Genomic DNA, 16,324 nt, shown 5'->3' with positions numbered 1-16,324 from the left:
GAGTAGAGGATTTTAGTAAAGTTACGCATCCAAACTCAAGAAACCATATCAATTAGGGTTTGGTAGACCAAATCGGTAGGAAGTCCCACCACATTTGTATAAGAACCTTGAATTTCGGTGATACCGATCATACCGATCCATTCCTGAATACCATAAGCCCCTGCTTTATCAAAAGGCTGGCAGGTATCAATGTAGTAGTTGATTTCGTCATCCGTAAAATCCTTTAGTTTTACTCTGGTAATGCCACTGACCGTTTTTTGAAAATCTTTTGTGGTAAAACAAACGGAGGTAATCACTTCGTGCCAGTCTCCCGATAGGGTGCGAAGCATTTCAAAGGCTTCAGCTTTGTTCTTGGCTTTTGCCAATGAGGTTTTGTTGTGCCAAACCACCGTATCCGAAGTGATCACTATTTGGTCGGGTTCCAATTCTTCTTTGAAGGGAGTGGCTTTGAGCTGTGCCAAATATTCTGATATTTCTTGTCCTTGTAATTCTTTAGGATAGACTTCCTCTACGGATTTGGGGCGTACCTCAAAATCCAATCCCAACTCTTCCAAGAACATTTTTCGTCTAGGTGAGCCGGAGCCTAAAATAATTTTTTTATACTTAAGTTGTTCTTTGAGTGGATTTTTAGTCATTCTCGGCGCTAAAATTATCGTTCCAGTCCCCACGAACCTTTAAAACTTGCTCAATAATATCACGAACACAGCCTTCGCCGCCATTTTTATGCGAAACATAGTCAGAGATGGCTTTTACCTCAGGTACTGCGTTTTGTGGGGAAGTGGCCAATGCTACCATTTTCATTGGGGGGATATCGGGTACATCGTCACCCATATAAACCACCGATTGAGGGTCAATGCCATGAATATCCAAATACTCTTCCAAAGGTTCTTGTTTGTGGTGTGCGCCCATATAAAAATCGGTTACCCCGAGTCCTTTTAAGCGCTCTTTTACGCCTTGGTTGGTGCCACCCGTTATAATACAAACGTTGTATCCTTTTTTTATGGCCGTTTTAAGGGCGTATCCATCTTTTACGCTCATTTTCCGGAGCAGTTCCCCATTTGTAGTAATCATAACCGTTCCATCGGTAAAAACTCCATCAACATCAAAAACAAAGGTGGTAATGTTGCTCAAAAGCTCTTTATAATTCTTCTTCATGCGCTTGTTTTATGGCTTGGCTCAATAATTTATAGAGTGTAATGTGTTCTTTTTTGTTTAAAAGTTCCAGATGACTTTCCATACTTTTGGTATCGTTTCTGCGAGCTGGCCCTGTTTGTGCTTCTTTTGGCGACATGGCTTGGATTTTATCTGCTGTTTCCATTATCAATGGTTTCAACAAATCAAAAGATAGTCCTTCTTCCAAACAAAATGCTTCGCCAACACTGTACAGGTAATTGGTAAAGTTGTTCACAAAAACGCCTGCAAGATGCAATTTTTTTCGTTGCTGCGAGTCAATATGGTGCACGTTTTCAGAAATGGAATCCGCCAACTTATGCAAGATTTCCAGTGATTCCTTTTCTTCTGCTTCAATACAGATGGGAATGGGGCTAAAATCAACCGTTTTACCTTTGGTAAAGGTCTGCAATGGATAAAAAACCCCTTTGTTCTGGTGCTGAATCGCCTTTAAACTTATAGCGCCCGAGGTATGTGCCACGATTCCCTTTTTCTTTAATAAATGTTGAGACACTTCGGTAATGGCATCGTCTTTTACGGCAATTAGATAGACATCGGCATCAACTATGGAATCAAAGGAATTGGAAATAGTGGAATGCTCGGAAAATTGCTGTAATTCTTTCTTATTTCGACCCACGACTTGGACAATATCAATAGCATTAGCTTTTGTAAAAGCAGTGTGCAAGTGTTTGGCGAGGTTCCCGGTCCCCAAAATCACAATCTTGAGCATGCCCAAAACTACAAATTTAGGGTTGATACATGGTAGTAAGAATTAACAAATCTGTATGATTTTTATCAGTTTTGACAGCGGGGAAGTTCTAAAAAGGCCGTATTTTTGCAAGCCGAAAGTAGACCGAATTTCCATGATTGATATTCTTAAGAAAACGCTTTTTTCCACAAGACTTATGGCTGTTCTTTTTTTGGTTTTTGCTGCGGCAATGGCTATGGGAACTTTTGTGGAGAGCTGGTATAGCACCGAAACAGCACGGATATACATTTACAATGCCACTTGGTTCGAGGCCATTATGGTCTTTTTTGTTATCAATTTCTTTGGAAATATTTATCGATACCGTCTATTGACTTGGAAAAAGTGGCCCGTGCTTACTCTTCATTTATCTTGGATTCTGATCATAGTAGGTGCTTTTGTTACGCGTTATATCAGTTATGAGGGAATGATGCCTATTCGCGAAGGGGCAACGGAGAAAGTATTTTATTCGGACAAAACCTATTTGACCGCTTTTGTTGATGGGGACATCAACGGTGAAACCAAAAGAAGGGTTCTGGAGGATGATATTTTGGTAACACCCGAAGGAAAACGTTCCAGTTTGCCTTGGAAATCCGATTTTAACGGACAACCTTTCTCCATTGGTTATGTGGATTTCATCAAAGGAGCCGAAAAAGGATTGATTCCAGACGAAAATGGAGCAGAATATCTCCAAATAGTAGAAGCTGGCAATGGTCAACGCCACGAACATTATCTGGAAAATGGTAAAATAGCCAGCGTCCATAACATTCTTTTTGCCCTTAACAACGAAACCGAAGGAGCCATCAATATTTTTTACGATGAAGAGAATGGCTTCCGCATCAAATCGCCTTTCGAGGGGAATTTTATGCGCATGGCGGACCAATTCCAAGGGAAAGTAGCAAGTGATAGCATTCAGCCCTTACAATTACGTTCGCTATACACTATGGGCGGTATGCAGTTTGTAGTGCCCGAACCTTTGGTTAAAGGAAAGTATGGTATTGTTAAAGTGCCCGATGAGGAGATTACCAAGGTAACGCAGGATGCTTTGGTTGTTTCGATTTCTGCCAATGGAGAAACTAAAGAGGTTAAACTGTTGGGAAGTAAGGGAACATCAAATTTTTCTGACAAGGTCCATGTAGGCGGGTTGGATTTTTCATTGAGTTATGGCTCCAAAGTTTACGAACTTCCTTTTTCCATAGAGTTGAATGATTTTATTGCGGAAAAATATCCTGGAACCGAAGCGGGGTATGCCTCGTTTATGAGCAAGGTTACGGTACACGACGACCGTCCTTTTGATTATGATATATATATGAATCATGTGCTGGACCATCAAGGGTACCGATTTTTCCAGTCCAGTTTTGACCCGGATGAACGTGGAACGGTACTTTCCGTAAACCACGATTGGTGGGGCACATGGATTACTTATATAGGTTATTTTCTGTTGTATATTGGTTTGATGGGTATTATGTTCTTTGGAAAAACACGTTTTAGGGATTTACAGACCATGCTCGAAAAAATTAAGAAAAAGAAAGCAGCTTTGACCACCATTGCTCTTTTCTTCGCTTTTGTGTCTACAAATGCTCAGGAGGGTCATGACGAACATTCCCTGTTGCCAACAAAAGCCCAAATTGACTCTGTAATCCAAGCTACGACCGTGGCCACGGAACATGCCGAAAAGTTTGGCGCTTTGGTGATTCAGGATGAAGGTGGACGGATGAAGCCAATAAACACTTTTGCATCCGAATTGTTGAGGAAACTGAGCGGCGATGACAAATTCAAGGATCTTTCGGCCAATCAGGTTTTCCTTTCCATGATGCTGAATCCTGGGGTTTGGTACACTGCGGACATTATTGCTTTGGGCAAAAAGGAAAACGACAGTATTCGTAAAGTTATCGGGGTTCCCGAAGGCACCGAGTTTGTAAAAGCTACCGATTTTTTTGATGCAAAAGGGACATACAAACTAAGGCCCTATCTGGAAAAAGCTACTTCCACCAACAATCCTTCAAACTTTGAGAAGGATTTTAAAAAGGTAGGTGAGCGGTTGAGTTTATTGGACATCGCATTAAGTGGGCAAATAGTAAAGATTTTTCCCCTGCTCAACGATGAGAACAACAAATGGATCTCTGCTGTGGAATATCGCTCTGGGCAATATCAAGTGCAAGATTCGTTGTATGCGAATTTTATCAAAAATGCGATGCCGTATTATTTGAATTCCCTGCAAAAATCCATTGCCACTGGCGATTATTCACAGGCAGATAGATTATTGGAGGCCTTCAAACAAAATCAAAAAAATCACGGGGAGGAAGTCTTGCCATCGGAAAATAAGATCAAGACTGAGATAATCTACAACAAGCTGGATCTGTTCAACCGTTTGTACAAATACTACGCCTTGGTCGGTGTGTTGTTGTTTTTTGTGCTGATTGCTAAAATTTTTAAGGAAAGAAAGGTATTGGATGCCTTTGCCTATTTATTGAAAGGGACCATCATCATATTCTTTATTTGGCATACTATTGGTTTGGTGTTGCGTTGGTACATTTCTGGCCACGCCCCTTGGAGTGATGCCTATGAAAGTATTCTGTATGTAGCGTGGGCAACCATGGGCATTGGTTTGGCCTTGGGCCGAAAAAGTGAACTTACCATTGCGGCAAGTGCTTTTGTAACCTCAATGCTATTATGGATAGCCCACCAGAGTTGGGTGGATCCTGCTATCGCCAATTTGCAACCTGTACTCGACAGTTATTGGTTGATGATTCACGTTGCTGTTATTGTGGGCAGTTATGGTCCTTTAACGGTCGGGATGATTTTGGGAGTGGTCGCATTGCTGCTCATGGTTCTTACTACCAAAAAGAACAAAAAGCGAATGGACCTCAATATAAAAGAGCTTACGGTTATCAATGAACTGGCTCTTACCGCTGGTTTGGTAATGTTGACCATAGGCAACTTTTTAGGCGGCCAATGGGCCAACGAGAGTTGGGGACGTTATTGGGGATGGGATCCCAAAGAGACTTGGGCACTGATTTCGATTATGATATATGCTTTTGTGCTTCATATGCGGTTGGTTCCCGGGCTAAGAAGCAAGTGGGTTTACAATTTTGCAAGTGTTATCGCCTTTGCCAGTATTATGATGACCTATTTCGGGGTAAACTTTTATTTGGTTGGCTTGCACAGTTATGCAAGTGGGGATCAAGTAATAACCCCGAGCTTTGTGTGGTATACCGTACTCGGGGTCTTTATTCTGGGAGGTATTAGTTTTTGGCGTTACAAGGTGCATTACGCCAAAAAATAGTTTATTCCTCCATTAAAAGCTTCATGATTTCTTCTGCGGCAACCTTCCCTTTTTCCTTTAGGAAAGGTCTGGAAGTATTGTCGCCCAATTCAAATACAATGGCAGGCATGCCATGGTGCACGTAAAAGTATTTGCTCGAAACCATGGTCGGGTCAATCTCATCGGAAGCGCTTATGTTGGTTTGCTTTTGAGGTAATCTTTCGCTGATGTTCTCGATCCAATCAAAGATAATTTTCCCTTTTTCACCTGTTACTGTTGTATCAATAGGGTAGTAGATGTCATCCCAAGTGGAGTGGAAATCTGCCCCGAAAACAAAATCGTACGTTTTGTCTTTCTCCACAAGAAAATTTCGAACGTTTCGAGTTTCGGGTTGGTTGAAGTTTTGCCAGTCTCTGTTCAAATCAATACCACCGGTATTATGTCTCCAATGCCCATTGTCTACTCCGTCAGGGTTCATCAAGGGTACCGCAAAAATAGTATGCTCTTGTCTAAACTTCTTAGCTAATTCAGAGTCGCCCGAAATGGTTTCAATAAACGATTTCATGGCCAAAAAACCTGTTACTTCGGGCGGGTGTTGTCTGGAAATAATCATAATTGCCTTTTTGGAATCCTTACTTTCATTGATTTCCATTAAGGACATGGTACGTTTCTCTTTTGAAAGACCGATTGGATAATTCGTAATAAATGGTTTTTGGCTTAAGGAATCCACCCATTCTTTTACCACAGATGATGTGTAAAGTTCTTGTGCGGTTATCCAAGTCGGTTCTTCGGTCACACTTATGGTAATTTCTGCAGATTCTGGGGCCGCTTTTATTCCAAATTCTCCTTCTCCTGGTTCGATGGCTTTAAAATTTGTACTGTCCAATGGTGTAAAGTTTCTCCCATCGCTACTGATCTTTGGGTAATATCTGCTTCGTGAATCTTGGTAATTCAATTGAACCGTAATATCGCGAGGCTCTTTGGACCAAACTTGAAAAGCGTACCATGGACTAACATTTATTGGGGTGTTTTCGGCAGTAACCCAAATAGTGTAATGGTCGTCGCCATCGTAGGCCACACCATTTAAACGGGCACCATCAAATTGGTTCGAAAAAAAAGTTGTACTGTCATTAAATGCCCATATGCCTCTCCATTGCTTTTGAATGGGCTTGTCTACCGTGGGCACAACAGGACTTTTTCCTTGTCCTTGGTAACCTGTTTTTTTCTCGGTTTCAGCGGTTTCAGGATTCTTTTTACAGGATGATGTAAGTACCATGGAAAATAGTATTCCAATGGCAATCAAACTTTTAATACGCATGGTTTTTGAATTATTTGAGTTGGTTTGATTACGAAGGTAGGAACAAGGAATGAAGTAGTACATAAAAAAATATTAATAATATTTCATTTTTTTGCATATTTGCATCATTATGAAGTTATAAGAATTATGTCCACGATAGATGTCACCTTTGGCTTAAAGCCAATTATGTAACCGAAATACTCCTCGGTACGGCTGGCATTTCAACACTTTTTACACACATAATTCTTTTATAATGACTCATCAACATACAAATTCATTTAAAAAATTCATCCATTATTTTTGGATAGCTATTTCTGGTAAAGAAACTGAATTCACCTCAGGCAGCATCCGCAAGGCCATATTTATGCTTTCCATCCCCATGATCTTGGAAATGCTCATGGAGTCCATTTTTGCTTTGGTGGACATAGCTTATGTTTCCAGAGTAAGCGTTAATGCCGTGGCCACTATTGGGCTCACGGAATCCGTAATCACTTTGGTGTATGCCTTGGCCATTGGACTTAGTATGGCCGCCACAGCCGTTGTTGCACGTAGGATCGGTGAAAAAGATGTAGACGGCGCCAGAATTGCCGCAGTACAAGCCATTAGTTTAGGGGTAGTAATTTCCGTAGTAATTGGAATTATTGGAATCTTCTACGCCAAGGACATTTTGGCTCTAATGGGCGGGGAACCGGATTTAATTGAAGAAGGCTACGGCTACACCCAATTTTTGATCGGAGGTAATATTACAGTTGTCCTTCTATTTTTGATCAATGCCATTTTTCGGGGTGCAGGTAATGCATCTATTGCCATGTGGGCCTTGGTGCTTTCCAACGGACTCAATATTATTTTGGACCCCATGTTCATATTTGGTTTTGGTCCTATTCCGGAAATGGGGGTTAAGGGAGCAGCTGTTGCTACCAATATTGGTAGAGGAACCGCCGTAATTTTTCAGTTGGGAATTTTGTTCTTTGGTTGGGGCAAAATTAAATTGGTGGCCAAGGATTTGGTCCTTAACCTTAAGGTTATGATCGGTTTGATCAAAGTTTCTCTAGGAGGGATTGCCCAATTTTTGATTGGAACGTCCAGTTGGATTTTCCTTATGCGTATCATGTCCGAATTCGGAAGTGAAGTTTTGGCAGGTTACACCATAGCCATAAGGGTGATGATGTTCACCTTAATGCCATCTTGGGGCATGAGCAATGCAGCTGCAACTTTGGTTGGACAAAATCTGGGAGCCAAACAACCGGATAGGGCAGAACAATCCGTATGGAAAACAGGAAAATACAATGCTTGGTTTATGGGAACCGTTTCATTGGGATACCTCATTTTTGCGAATTCTATTATTTCTTGGTTCAACACAACGCCTGAAGTAGTCAAGAGCGGTGCGCTTTGTCTTCAAGTGATCGCCATTGGCTATATTTTTTATGCTTACGGTATGGTGGTGACCCAAGCCTTTAATGGGGCAGGGGATACCCGAACCCCGACCAAGATAAATTTGATATCGTTCTGGTTGTTCCAATTGCCGTTGGCCTATATATCGGCCTTAGTTTTGGGCTGGGGAGCAACAGGTGTTTTTGTGGCGATCACTTTGGCAGAAGTATTGTTGGCTGTTTTGGCCATGGTATGGTTTAAAAAAGGAAAGTGGAAGAAAGTCCAAGTATGATGGGTTTCGTATCTTTGATTGGACCTGCAACAGAATCTAAACTACGAAGTAGGAGTTGAGCAGGTACAAAATCGTAATTTTGGACTTATGGACATAAACATTCAAGATAAAAAGATTGAATTGATTCAGTGGCTATCAACTCTGAATGATGAATCCATTATTGAAAAAATAATGAAACTTCGAGAAAGTGAGAAAGCCAATTGGTGGAAAGAAATCTCCAATGAAGAAAAAAAGTCCATTGCAAAAGGAATAGAGGATGCGGCCTCGGGAAAAATGGAATCACATTCAAATGTGAAGAAATTGTATGACAAGTGGCTTTAAAATTCTTTGGACCCATAATGCAATCTCTGAATTGAAGGGGATAGTTGCATATTTAGAGGAAAATTGGACAGAAAGAGAATTGAAAAATTTTTCTCAAGAATTGGATCATACTATTGAATTGATTTCCAAAAATCCTGAATTGTTTCAAACGTCTAAAAAGAAAAAAGATATTCGAAGGGCTGTCATTGCTAAATACACCAATCTTTATTACCGTATTAACTCTGATTCGGTAGAGGTACTTTCACTATTTTCCAATAGACAGAGCCCTGATAAACTTAGCGTATAATAAAGATAACTGACTCAACATGAAAAGCGATAAAAAAGGAATCAATACCATCTGTACCCACGTTGGTGAATTGGAGGATAAAGAATTCAAAGGAGCTGTTTCGCCATTGTACATGAGCACCTCTTACCAATTTGAAGACGTAGCTGTCAAAAGATACCCAAGATACTTTAACACACCCAATCAAGAAGCATTGTGCAAAAAACTGGCTGCCCTGGAACATGCCGAGGCCGCTTTGATTTTTGGCAGTGGTATGGCAGCAATTAGTACGGCATTGATGACTTTTTTGCAAGCTGGTGACCATGTGGTACTGCAACAGACCATTTACGGAGGAACCTATCATTTTGCCGTAAGCCAATTTGAGAGATTTGGAATTGAATATTCCTTTACCACAGGGTGGGATGTAGAAGATTTTGAAAAAGAAATCAAACCGAACACCAAGGTGCTGTATTTGGAAACCCCTTCCAATCCGTTATTGACGATTACCGATGTAAAAGGAGTCGCAGATTTGGCCAAAAAGAAAGGAATCCTGTCCATGATCGACAATACCTTTGCAAGCCCCGTTAATCAAAATCCGATTGATTTTGGAGTGGATGTGGTGGTGCACAGTGCCACAAAATATATGGGAGGACATTCCGATATTTGTGCAGGTGTGGTTGCCGCTTCGCAAGAGAATATGGGTAAGGTGTTCCAAACAGGGATTTGCTTTGGTGGAAGTTTGAGCGATTACACGGTCTGGTTGTTGGAACGAAGCATCAAAACCATGGCCATTCGTGTAAAGGCCCAAAACGAGAATGCAATGAAAATGGCCACCTATCTAAAGCAAAGCAAAGATGTGGATAATGTGTATTACCCTGGCTTGGAAGACCATCCAGGTCACGAATTGGCAAAATCACAGATGAAAGGTTTTGGTGGAATGTTATCGTTTGAATTGACCTCGGAAATAGACGCATCATTATTTTTTAAGGAACTAAAACTGATAAAACCCTCCATGAGTTTGGCGGGAATTGAAAGTACCGTGCTTTCGCCCACCCAAACATCTCATGCCCTTATGAGCCCAGAGGATAGGGAAAAACAGGGGATAAAGGACTCATTGATTCGTTTTTCGCTGGGAATTGAAAAAACAGAAGATTTAATAGCGGATATTGAACAGGCAATCGCCAAAGTAAAATCCATGACCGTTACCGCATAAAACAATATGAAGTTAGACATTTTAGTATTCGGCGCACATCCTGATGATGCCGAACTTGGAGCAGGAGCCACTATAGCAAAAGAAGTTTCCAAAGGAAAAAAAGTGGGAATAGTTGATTTGACCCGTGGCGAACTCGGAACCCGTGGTTCAGCCGAAATCAGAGACAAAGAATCAGCTAAAGCCGCAGAAATATTGGGCGTTGCTGTTCGGGAAAACATGGAGTTTGCCGATGGTTTCTTTACAAATGATAAAGAACATCAGTTAGAACTCATTAAAATAATCAGAAAATATAGGCCAGAAATTGTTTTGTGCAATGCCATTGATGACCGCCATATTGATCATGGAAGAGGTAGCAAGTTAGTAAGCGACGCTTGTTTTTTAAGCGGGTTGAGGAAAATTGACACCAAAATGGACGGAGGTGATGAATGGCAGGATGCCTGGAGACCTAAATTGGTCTATCATTTTATTCAATGGAAAAATTTGGAGCCCGATTTTGTAGTGGATGTATCCGGGTTTATCGATAAGAAAACCGAGGCAATCATGGCATACAGCTCCCAATTCTACGATCCAGACAGTGAAGAACCGGAAACACCCATCAGCAGTAAAAATTTTACCGATAGTGTAAATTATAGAGCAAGGGATTTAGGAAGAATTATTGGTGTGGAATATGCGGAAGGCTTTACCGTGGAACGCTATATTGGCGTGGATAGCTTGGAAGATTTAATCTGATCAAGAAGCTTTTTGATACCTATTCAGTGCTTTGGGTACAGTAAAATAAAAGGTTGTGCCCTTACGCGGAATACTTTCCACCCAAATTTCACCATTATTTTTGTGCACCATTTCCTTACATAACGAGAGACCAAGACCTGTACCTTTTTCGTTATTGGTACCGTAGGTTGTAATGTTCGAAGAATCCTTAAAAATGGAACGCTGCATTTCTGCGGTCATACCAATGCCAGTATCTCGGACGGATACTTGCCACATATCTGACTTTTCCTGTGCTTCAATGGTGATAAGCCCGTTCTCTGGTGTAAACTTTATTGCATTGCTCAGCAGGTTTCGGATAACAATATCAATTTGATTATTATCGGCCCAAATACGGGGGTTTTCCGGTAGTTGGTTTATAATTTTGATAGATTTACTTTTTGCAATCTCCGATAACAATCGGATGTTATTGCCGACAAGGTATGACAAAGATACCCGTTTAGGCTTGGTGACTACACCATTGAGTTGGTTCAACCCCCAAGATAAAAGGTTGTTTAGGGTAAAGGATATATTTTCCACATCCGTTTTTAGTTTGGGAATAAAGGAAATAAGCTCTTTTGTGGAAATATCACCATCGGTAAACATTTTAAGTATTCCCTGCAACCCACCAATGGGGCCTCTAAGATCGTGACCAATAATGGAGAACAGCTTTGTGTTTGTTTTGTTGATTTCGTGGAGTTGGGCCTCCCTTTGGATTACAGCTTCTGATTTATCCTTAAGTTTTTTGTTCAGTTTTTTCTGGATATTCTCACTTCTCCTGATTACAAACAGTATTATACTTAGGATGAAAAGAATGATTATCGAAAAATAGATATAGTTACGCTGCTTGGCAAGGGCCGCTTCATTGGCCTCGATCAGTTCCTGTTTTTCCTGTTCGTATTGCAGCTTGGTCTCTAAAAGTGATAAGCTCTGTTTATTCTTGTCCATGAACAAGGAATCGGACAAGGTTTTAAAAGTCTCTAAATAGGCCAAAGCCTCGGGGTTATTACCGTTTTTCTTATGTACTTTGTACAAAGTTTCCGAACAATCAATTTGTCCTTGGAGTGATTTGATTTTTTTTGATAAAGTCAGGCCTTCCTCGGCATATTTTAATGAAAGGCTATCTTTTTCCAATCCAAAATACACTTTGGCCATACCGTTCATTAATTCAATTTTTATTCTGTCATCCTCAATTTGATGCTTAAACAGCATGTTGCTTTGGTCGAACCAGTACAGGGCCCATTTATACTTTTTTTGATTTAGGTAAATATCTCCTTTTACCTGATAGGCATAAGCCAGCCAATCGTATATTTTATTTTTTTCAAAAGTGTTTATGCTCCTGTTAATGTTGAACATTGCACTTTTGTAATCCTTGGCATCTTTATAGAGCGATGCCATGTTGCTATACGTTTCAGCATCAATTACCTCATTGCCCAGTCTTCTATTTATTTTTTGGACCGTATCGTAGAACATTAGGGCGTTTTTAAAATCTTTTTGATCCGCATACAGCCCAGCAATGTTTTCATTGAGAATAGATAGCATTTGTTGATTGCCCGCTTCCTTTGCCAGGTCAATTCCCTTAAGGTTCCAGTTTAGTGCTTCGGCATAATTTCCTTCAAAGCTATAGTTTTGTGCAAGCGTGTTTATTAGGGATACTTCGCACTCTATATTTTCAATTTCCTGCGCCAATTCCAATGCTTCCTTAAAGAGTGGCATTGATTTTTCTCGATTACCTTTACTATAATAGTAATTGCCAAGGGCATCCAAACCTTTTATTTCACCATAGGCATAGTCAATGTCCTTACTGTATTTTAAAACCCTTTCGCCAATGGAGTACAAACTGTCAGTATCCAAATATCTGTAAGAAAAGGCCAAGCGGGACAAAAGGTTAATATGGGAAGTATCTTTTGGGTTGAATCTATTGGTAGATTCCAATCGTTGCAATTTAAAGGCCAGACTATCTCTTTTGCTAGACTGTGCCAACATAGGTATGGACAAACAAAATGTGAAGGCACAAAGCACTAATTTTGCAAGTGTGCTATTACGATTGGATATGAGGTTATTTTCTGACAATGCTAAGGTGAAAATATTTAATGCAAAAATAAATTCAGAGCACCTTTTTAAGAATTAAATGTTGTGAAATGCCCAAAAAAGTGTGTTTGGTCTTAAAAACGTGTATTTAGTCGGTAAATTGTACAGATTTGGTTTAATGTAAGTTACGGGCAGATGTAATGTTACAGAAAAAGAAAGAAGTGAAGACAGGCATAATAAATTAAGGGAAATTGAAAAATCTTTTGGTTGAATCATTACAAAAAAGTATTTTTGCATCCGTTTTAAATGGTGGTTGTAGCTCAGCTGGTTAGAGCGCTGGATTGTGGTTCCAGAGGTCGCCGGTTCGAACCCGGTCTTCCACCCAAAAACTTGAGAAGAATCCCGAGCCAAGACTGGTTTGGGATTTTTTGTTCCTGCATGGGACAAGGGTGAGAAGCCTGTGCCGAGCGTAGCCGAGGTAAACCCGGTCTTCCACCCAAAAACTTGAAAAGAATCCTGAGCCAAGACTGGTTTGGGATTTTTTGTTTTTGGCTCAATAAAAAAAGCCCTCCATGTTGAGGGCTTTTACTTTTTTAAAAATATCTCAGGACTTAATCCGAAGCTTTATCAACCACCAATCGGTTTGGTCTGTTCGCTATTTCCCAAGCGGTATGGAAAATAAGTCGTGTACGGTTTTCCAAAAGATCGTAATTTATCTTGTCAGGAGTATCAGTTGGGCGGTGATAGTCCGCATGCGTACCATTAAAGTAGAATATGATCGGAATGTTGTTCTTCGCAAAATTGTAGTGATCGCTTCTGTAGTAAAATCGGTTTGGGTCGTTTTCGTCGTTGTAGGTATAATCAAACTCAATGTTCGTGTATTTTTTGTTCACTTCTTCCGATAGATTATGGAGTTCTGTGCTCAATTTGTCAGAACCGATTAGATACAGATAGTTTCTCGCTCCCGTATATTTTGGATCGATCCTACCGATCATATCAATATTAAGGTTGGCGACGGTGTTTTCTAAAGGAAAGACAGGATCAACATCCGTATAGTATCTGGAACCCAAAAGTCCTTTCTCCTCTCCGGTAACATGCAAGAAAACCAAGGAACGTTTGGGACCATTGCCTTCATCTGCTGCTTTTTTGAATGCTTGTGCAATCTCCAGCAATGCAACTGTTCCCGAACCATCATCATCGGCACCGTTGTTGATCTGTCCATCGGCGGTAATCCCAATATGGTCCAAATGTGAAGAAATAACCACATACTCATCAGGTTTTTCGGAGCCTTTAACAAAGGCAACTACATTTTCGGAGTTTACTTCATCGTTGCCACTGGAAATATCCATTGTAATGTTTGTATTGATGGATTTCGGCACATTATCCTCTTCAATATCGCTCTTTAGGGTTTTGGCAGCGTCATCATTCAGATAAATCAGAACTTCATCACCCGCATCGGATGCCAATTGCATTCTACCACTATTGTTGGTCTTCATGAATTGAAAATAGCCCTGAAACCTAGGGAAACTCAGCATATCATAATAGAGAACTCCTAACGCTCCCTTTTCATGGGCAATGTCCCGTTTTTTGCCCACAGCTTCGGATGCATTGCTCCAAACCGATTTCTCCATATTTCCTGAAATTGTGTAAACACCATTTTCATCAACAGGTTCGCCCGCTTTTATGAGCACATATTTTCCTTGAACATCAATCCCTTCGTAGTCGGAATAACCGCCATCCTCAATACCGTATCCCACGTAAACAATATTGTTGTAGGTTCCTTTGGCCTCGGAAAAAGTTAAAATGTCTTCCCCAAGCTCAAAAGATGTATCATTTATACGTAAACTTCCCTCCGGAACTTTGGACACTTCTAAAGGAACTTTCTGAAAATAGTCCCCATTGGATTGGGCAGGGGGCACAGCCAAAGATTCGTAATGGGCCTTTATATATTCAACTGCCTTTTTTTGCCCAGGAGTACCGGTTTCCCTTCCTTCGAACTCATCGGAAGCATAGGTATATAAATGTTCTTTTAAGTCTTCTTGGGTAATTGTTTCCGCATAGGGTACCGGACTTGCCATTGGTTTGGGTTGCGGGGCTTCTGAAACGGTTTTTTGGGAAGAATTACAGGCAATGGCTAGGCCTAAGACTAATAAGGATAGTTTTTTCATTCGTATGTATGTTTTCAAAATCCTCCAAAAATAGTCAAAAGTTTGCTAAAGAAATCTCAATATATGCATTAACATTCTCCAGCCCTTTATGTATCTTGGCGCTTCTTTTAAAGAACACCAAAAACTTGTAGCTATGGGCAAGAACAAAAGTGTTATTGTTGTTGGGGGTGGAATCGTGGGACTTTCAACGGCTTATTTTTTACAGAAAGCGGGACACCAGGTAACCGTTCTGGACAAATCGGATATGAATTCGGGAGCTTCGTTTGTAAATGCGGGCTACCTTACTCCGAGCCATATTGTTTCCTTAGCTTCGCCAGGTATGATTACACAGGGATTGAAGTATATGTTCAATTCTTCCAGCCCTTTTTATATGAAGCCACGGCTGGATCTCGACTTTATTCGATGGGCATGGCTTTTTAAAAAATCGGCCACCCAAACCAAGGTAGAGCGGTCCATGTCTGTTATTCGAGACATCAACCTTTTGAGCAGGGAATTGTATGAAGGAATACAAGCTTCAGGTGACTTGGGAGATTTTCAAATAGGTGACCAAGGGTTGATGATGGTGTACCAAACCGAGAAAGCCCGTGACCACGAAATGGAGGTGGTGGAAAAAGCGGCGAAAATGGGCTTGGTGGGCAAACACCTTTCCAAATCGGACTTAAAAAAAATAGAACCCCATGTAGATTTTAATGCAGAAGGAGCCATACTTTGGGAGTGCGACAGGCATACCACACCACCGCTTATTATGAAAAGAATGGTGGAGTATCTGGAGAAGTCCGGAGTGGATATTCATAAAAATGAGGGCGTAACAGATGTATCTCTTTCAGACGGAAAAGTAACTGGGATTACCACCCCAAAAGCATCCTACAAAGCGGACGAAGTAGTTTTCGCTGCGGGGTCATGGACTTCCGAGCTATCAAAAAAATTGAGCTTAAAATTGCCATTGCAAGCGGGAAAGGGGTACAGAATCAATGTAGAAGAGCCGACAAATATTACCATGCCCGCCATTTTAATGGAGAAGAAAATAGCGGTAACCCCCATGGAAGGATTTACCCGTTTTGCGGGAACCATGGAATTTTCCGGAATTAACCATACCATCCGAAAGGAAAGGGTAGAGGCCATTGCCAAAGGTGTTGAAGGATATTACAACGGGTTCCAGATTCCCGAAAAAGCCAAGAACAATGCAAAATGTGGCCTACGGCCCGTATCGCCCGATGGTCTTCCGTACATTGGAAGGCCCAAGAATATGCAAAACTTGACTATTGCAACAGGTCATGCCATGATGGGATGGAGCATGGGCCCTGCAACTGGTAAATTGGTTACGGAACTCATTTCAGGTGATAAATTGTCCATGGATATTTCACCTTTTGCCACCGAACGTAAATTTTAGGTGATTTCTTGCCAATAGGGGCATGATATATACGGTTTAGATTTTTCAGTTGCGT

13 protein-coding genes and 1 tRNA gene are annotated in these 16,324 nt (G+C 40.9%); 8 read left to right on the top strand and 6 right to left on the bottom strand.

Translation table 11 applies throughout. From position 1 onward, the window contains the following. Window positions 1–35: 35 nt before the first annotated feature. Genes AC13CS_RS02030 through AC13CS_RS02020 form a run of 3 tightly spaced genes read right to left on the bottom strand, consistent with a single transcriptional unit; the run spans window position 36 to window position 1,900 of the window. Window positions 36–635, bottom strand: a complete 600-nt coding sequence (locus AC13CS_RS02030; RefSeq protein WP_293162751.1) for a Maf family nucleotide pyrophosphatase — start codon at window positions 633–635, stop codon at window positions 36–38. After that, window positions 628–1,155: a KdsC family phosphatase gene (locus AC13CS_RS02025; protein WP_163626448.1), complete on the bottom strand. Its 528-nt coding sequence runs from the start codon at window positions 1,153–1,155 to the stop codon at window positions 628–630. The genes AC13CS_RS02030 and AC13CS_RS02025 overlap by 8 nt, the downstream gene beginning before the upstream one ends. Next, the gene (locus AC13CS_RS02020) at window positions 1,139–1,900 is read right to left on the bottom strand and encodes a Rossmann-like and DUF2520 domain-containing protein (RefSeq protein ID WP_293162755.1); all 762 of its coding nucleotides are present in this window, start codon (window positions 1,898–1,900) and stop codon (window positions 1,139–1,141) included. The genes AC13CS_RS02025 and AC13CS_RS02020 overlap by 17 nt, the downstream gene beginning before the upstream one ends. Before the next feature lie 133 nt (window positions 1,901–2,033). On the opposite strand from AC13CS_RS02020, the gene AC13CS_RS02015 reads away from it, so the two are divergent. Beyond that, entirely contained in the window at window positions 2,034–5,201 is a 3,168-nt protein-coding gene (locus tag AC13CS_RS02015; RefSeq protein ID WP_293162757.1) for a cytochrome c biogenesis protein CcsA, read from the top strand. Between the two features lies 1 nt (window position 5,202). On the opposite strand, the gene AC13CS_RS02010 is transcribed toward AC13CS_RS02015, so the two are convergent. Then, entirely contained in the window at window positions 5,203–6,498 is a 1,296-nt protein-coding gene (locus tag AC13CS_RS02010) for a M14 family metallopeptidase (protein WP_293162760.1), read from the bottom strand. Window positions 6,499–6,730: 232 nt separating this feature from the next. On the opposite strand from AC13CS_RS02010, the gene AC13CS_RS02005 reads away from it, so the two are divergent. The 5 genes from AC13CS_RS02005 to bshB1 all read left to right on the top strand — a co-directional run bounded on the left by AC13CS_RS02005 (window position 6,731) and on the right by bshB1 (window position 10,665). Further along, window positions 6,731–8,140 (top strand): MATE family efflux transporter, encoded by a 1,410-nt coding sequence (locus tag AC13CS_RS02005; protein ID WP_293162763.1) that lies wholly within the window; start codon window positions 6,731–6,733, stop codon window positions 8,138–8,140. 87 nt (window positions 8,141–8,227) lie between these two features. Beyond that, a complete protein-coding gene (locus AC13CS_RS02000) occupies window positions 8,228–8,461 on the top strand; it encodes a hypothetical protein (protein WP_293162766.1) in 234 nt (77 codons plus the stop codon). Then, on the top strand, window positions 8,445–8,747 hold the full coding sequence (locus AC13CS_RS01995) for a type II toxin-antitoxin system RelE/ParE family toxin (RefSeq protein ID WP_293162769.1): 303 nt from the start codon (window positions 8,445–8,447) through the stop codon (window positions 8,745–8,747). The genes AC13CS_RS02000 and AC13CS_RS01995 overlap by 17 nt, the downstream gene beginning before the upstream one ends. 19 nt (window positions 8,748–8,766) lie before the next feature. Then, complete coding sequence (locus AC13CS_RS01990) at window positions 8,767–9,936, top strand: trans-sulfuration enzyme family protein (RefSeq protein WP_293162772.1); 1,170 nt, start codon at window positions 8,767–8,769, stop codon at window positions 9,934–9,936. Between the two features lie 6 nt (window positions 9,937–9,942). Then, complete coding sequence (gene bshB1 / locus AC13CS_RS01985; RefSeq protein WP_293162775.1) at window positions 9,943–10,665, top strand: bacillithiol biosynthesis deacetylase BshB1; 723 nt, start codon at window positions 9,943–9,945, stop codon at window positions 10,663–10,665. Here the strand turns inward: bshB1 and AC13CS_RS01980 are convergent, their stop codons facing one another. Further along, on the bottom strand, window positions 10,666–12,666 hold the full coding sequence (locus AC13CS_RS01980) for a tetratricopeptide repeat-containing sensor histidine kinase (protein ID WP_482888335.1): 2,001 nt from the start codon (window positions 12,664–12,666) through the stop codon (window positions 10,666–10,668). Between the two features lie 353 nt (window positions 12,667–13,019). On the opposite strand from AC13CS_RS01980, the gene AC13CS_RS01975 reads away from it, so the two are divergent. After that, a tRNA-His gene (locus AC13CS_RS01975) sits at window positions 13,020–13,095 on the top strand. A gap of 227 nt (window positions 13,096–13,322) precedes the next feature. Here AC13CS_RS01975 and AC13CS_RS01970 read toward each other — a convergent pair. Next, window positions 13,323–14,879 carry a M28 family peptidase gene (locus AC13CS_RS01970; protein WP_293162781.1) on the bottom strand — a complete coding sequence of 519 codons (1,557 nt, stop codon included), beginning with the start codon at window positions 14,877–14,879 and terminating at the stop codon, window positions 13,323–13,325. A gap of 133 nt (window positions 14,880–15,012) precedes the next feature. On the opposite strand from AC13CS_RS01970, the gene AC13CS_RS01965 reads away from it, so the two are divergent. Next, the gene (locus tag AC13CS_RS01965) at window positions 15,013–16,269 is read left to right on the top strand and encodes an FAD-dependent oxidoreductase (RefSeq protein ID WP_293162784.1); all 1,257 of its coding nucleotides are present in this window, start codon (window positions 15,013–15,015) and stop codon (window positions 16,267–16,269) included. Window positions 16,270–16,324: the final 55 nt, after the last annotated feature.

The organism is Flagellimonas sp. B-3 (genome assembly GCF_056857835.1).
The sequence above is the reverse complement of the archived record's forward strand: the minus strand, read 5'-3'. Positions and strand labels throughout refer to the sequence as shown.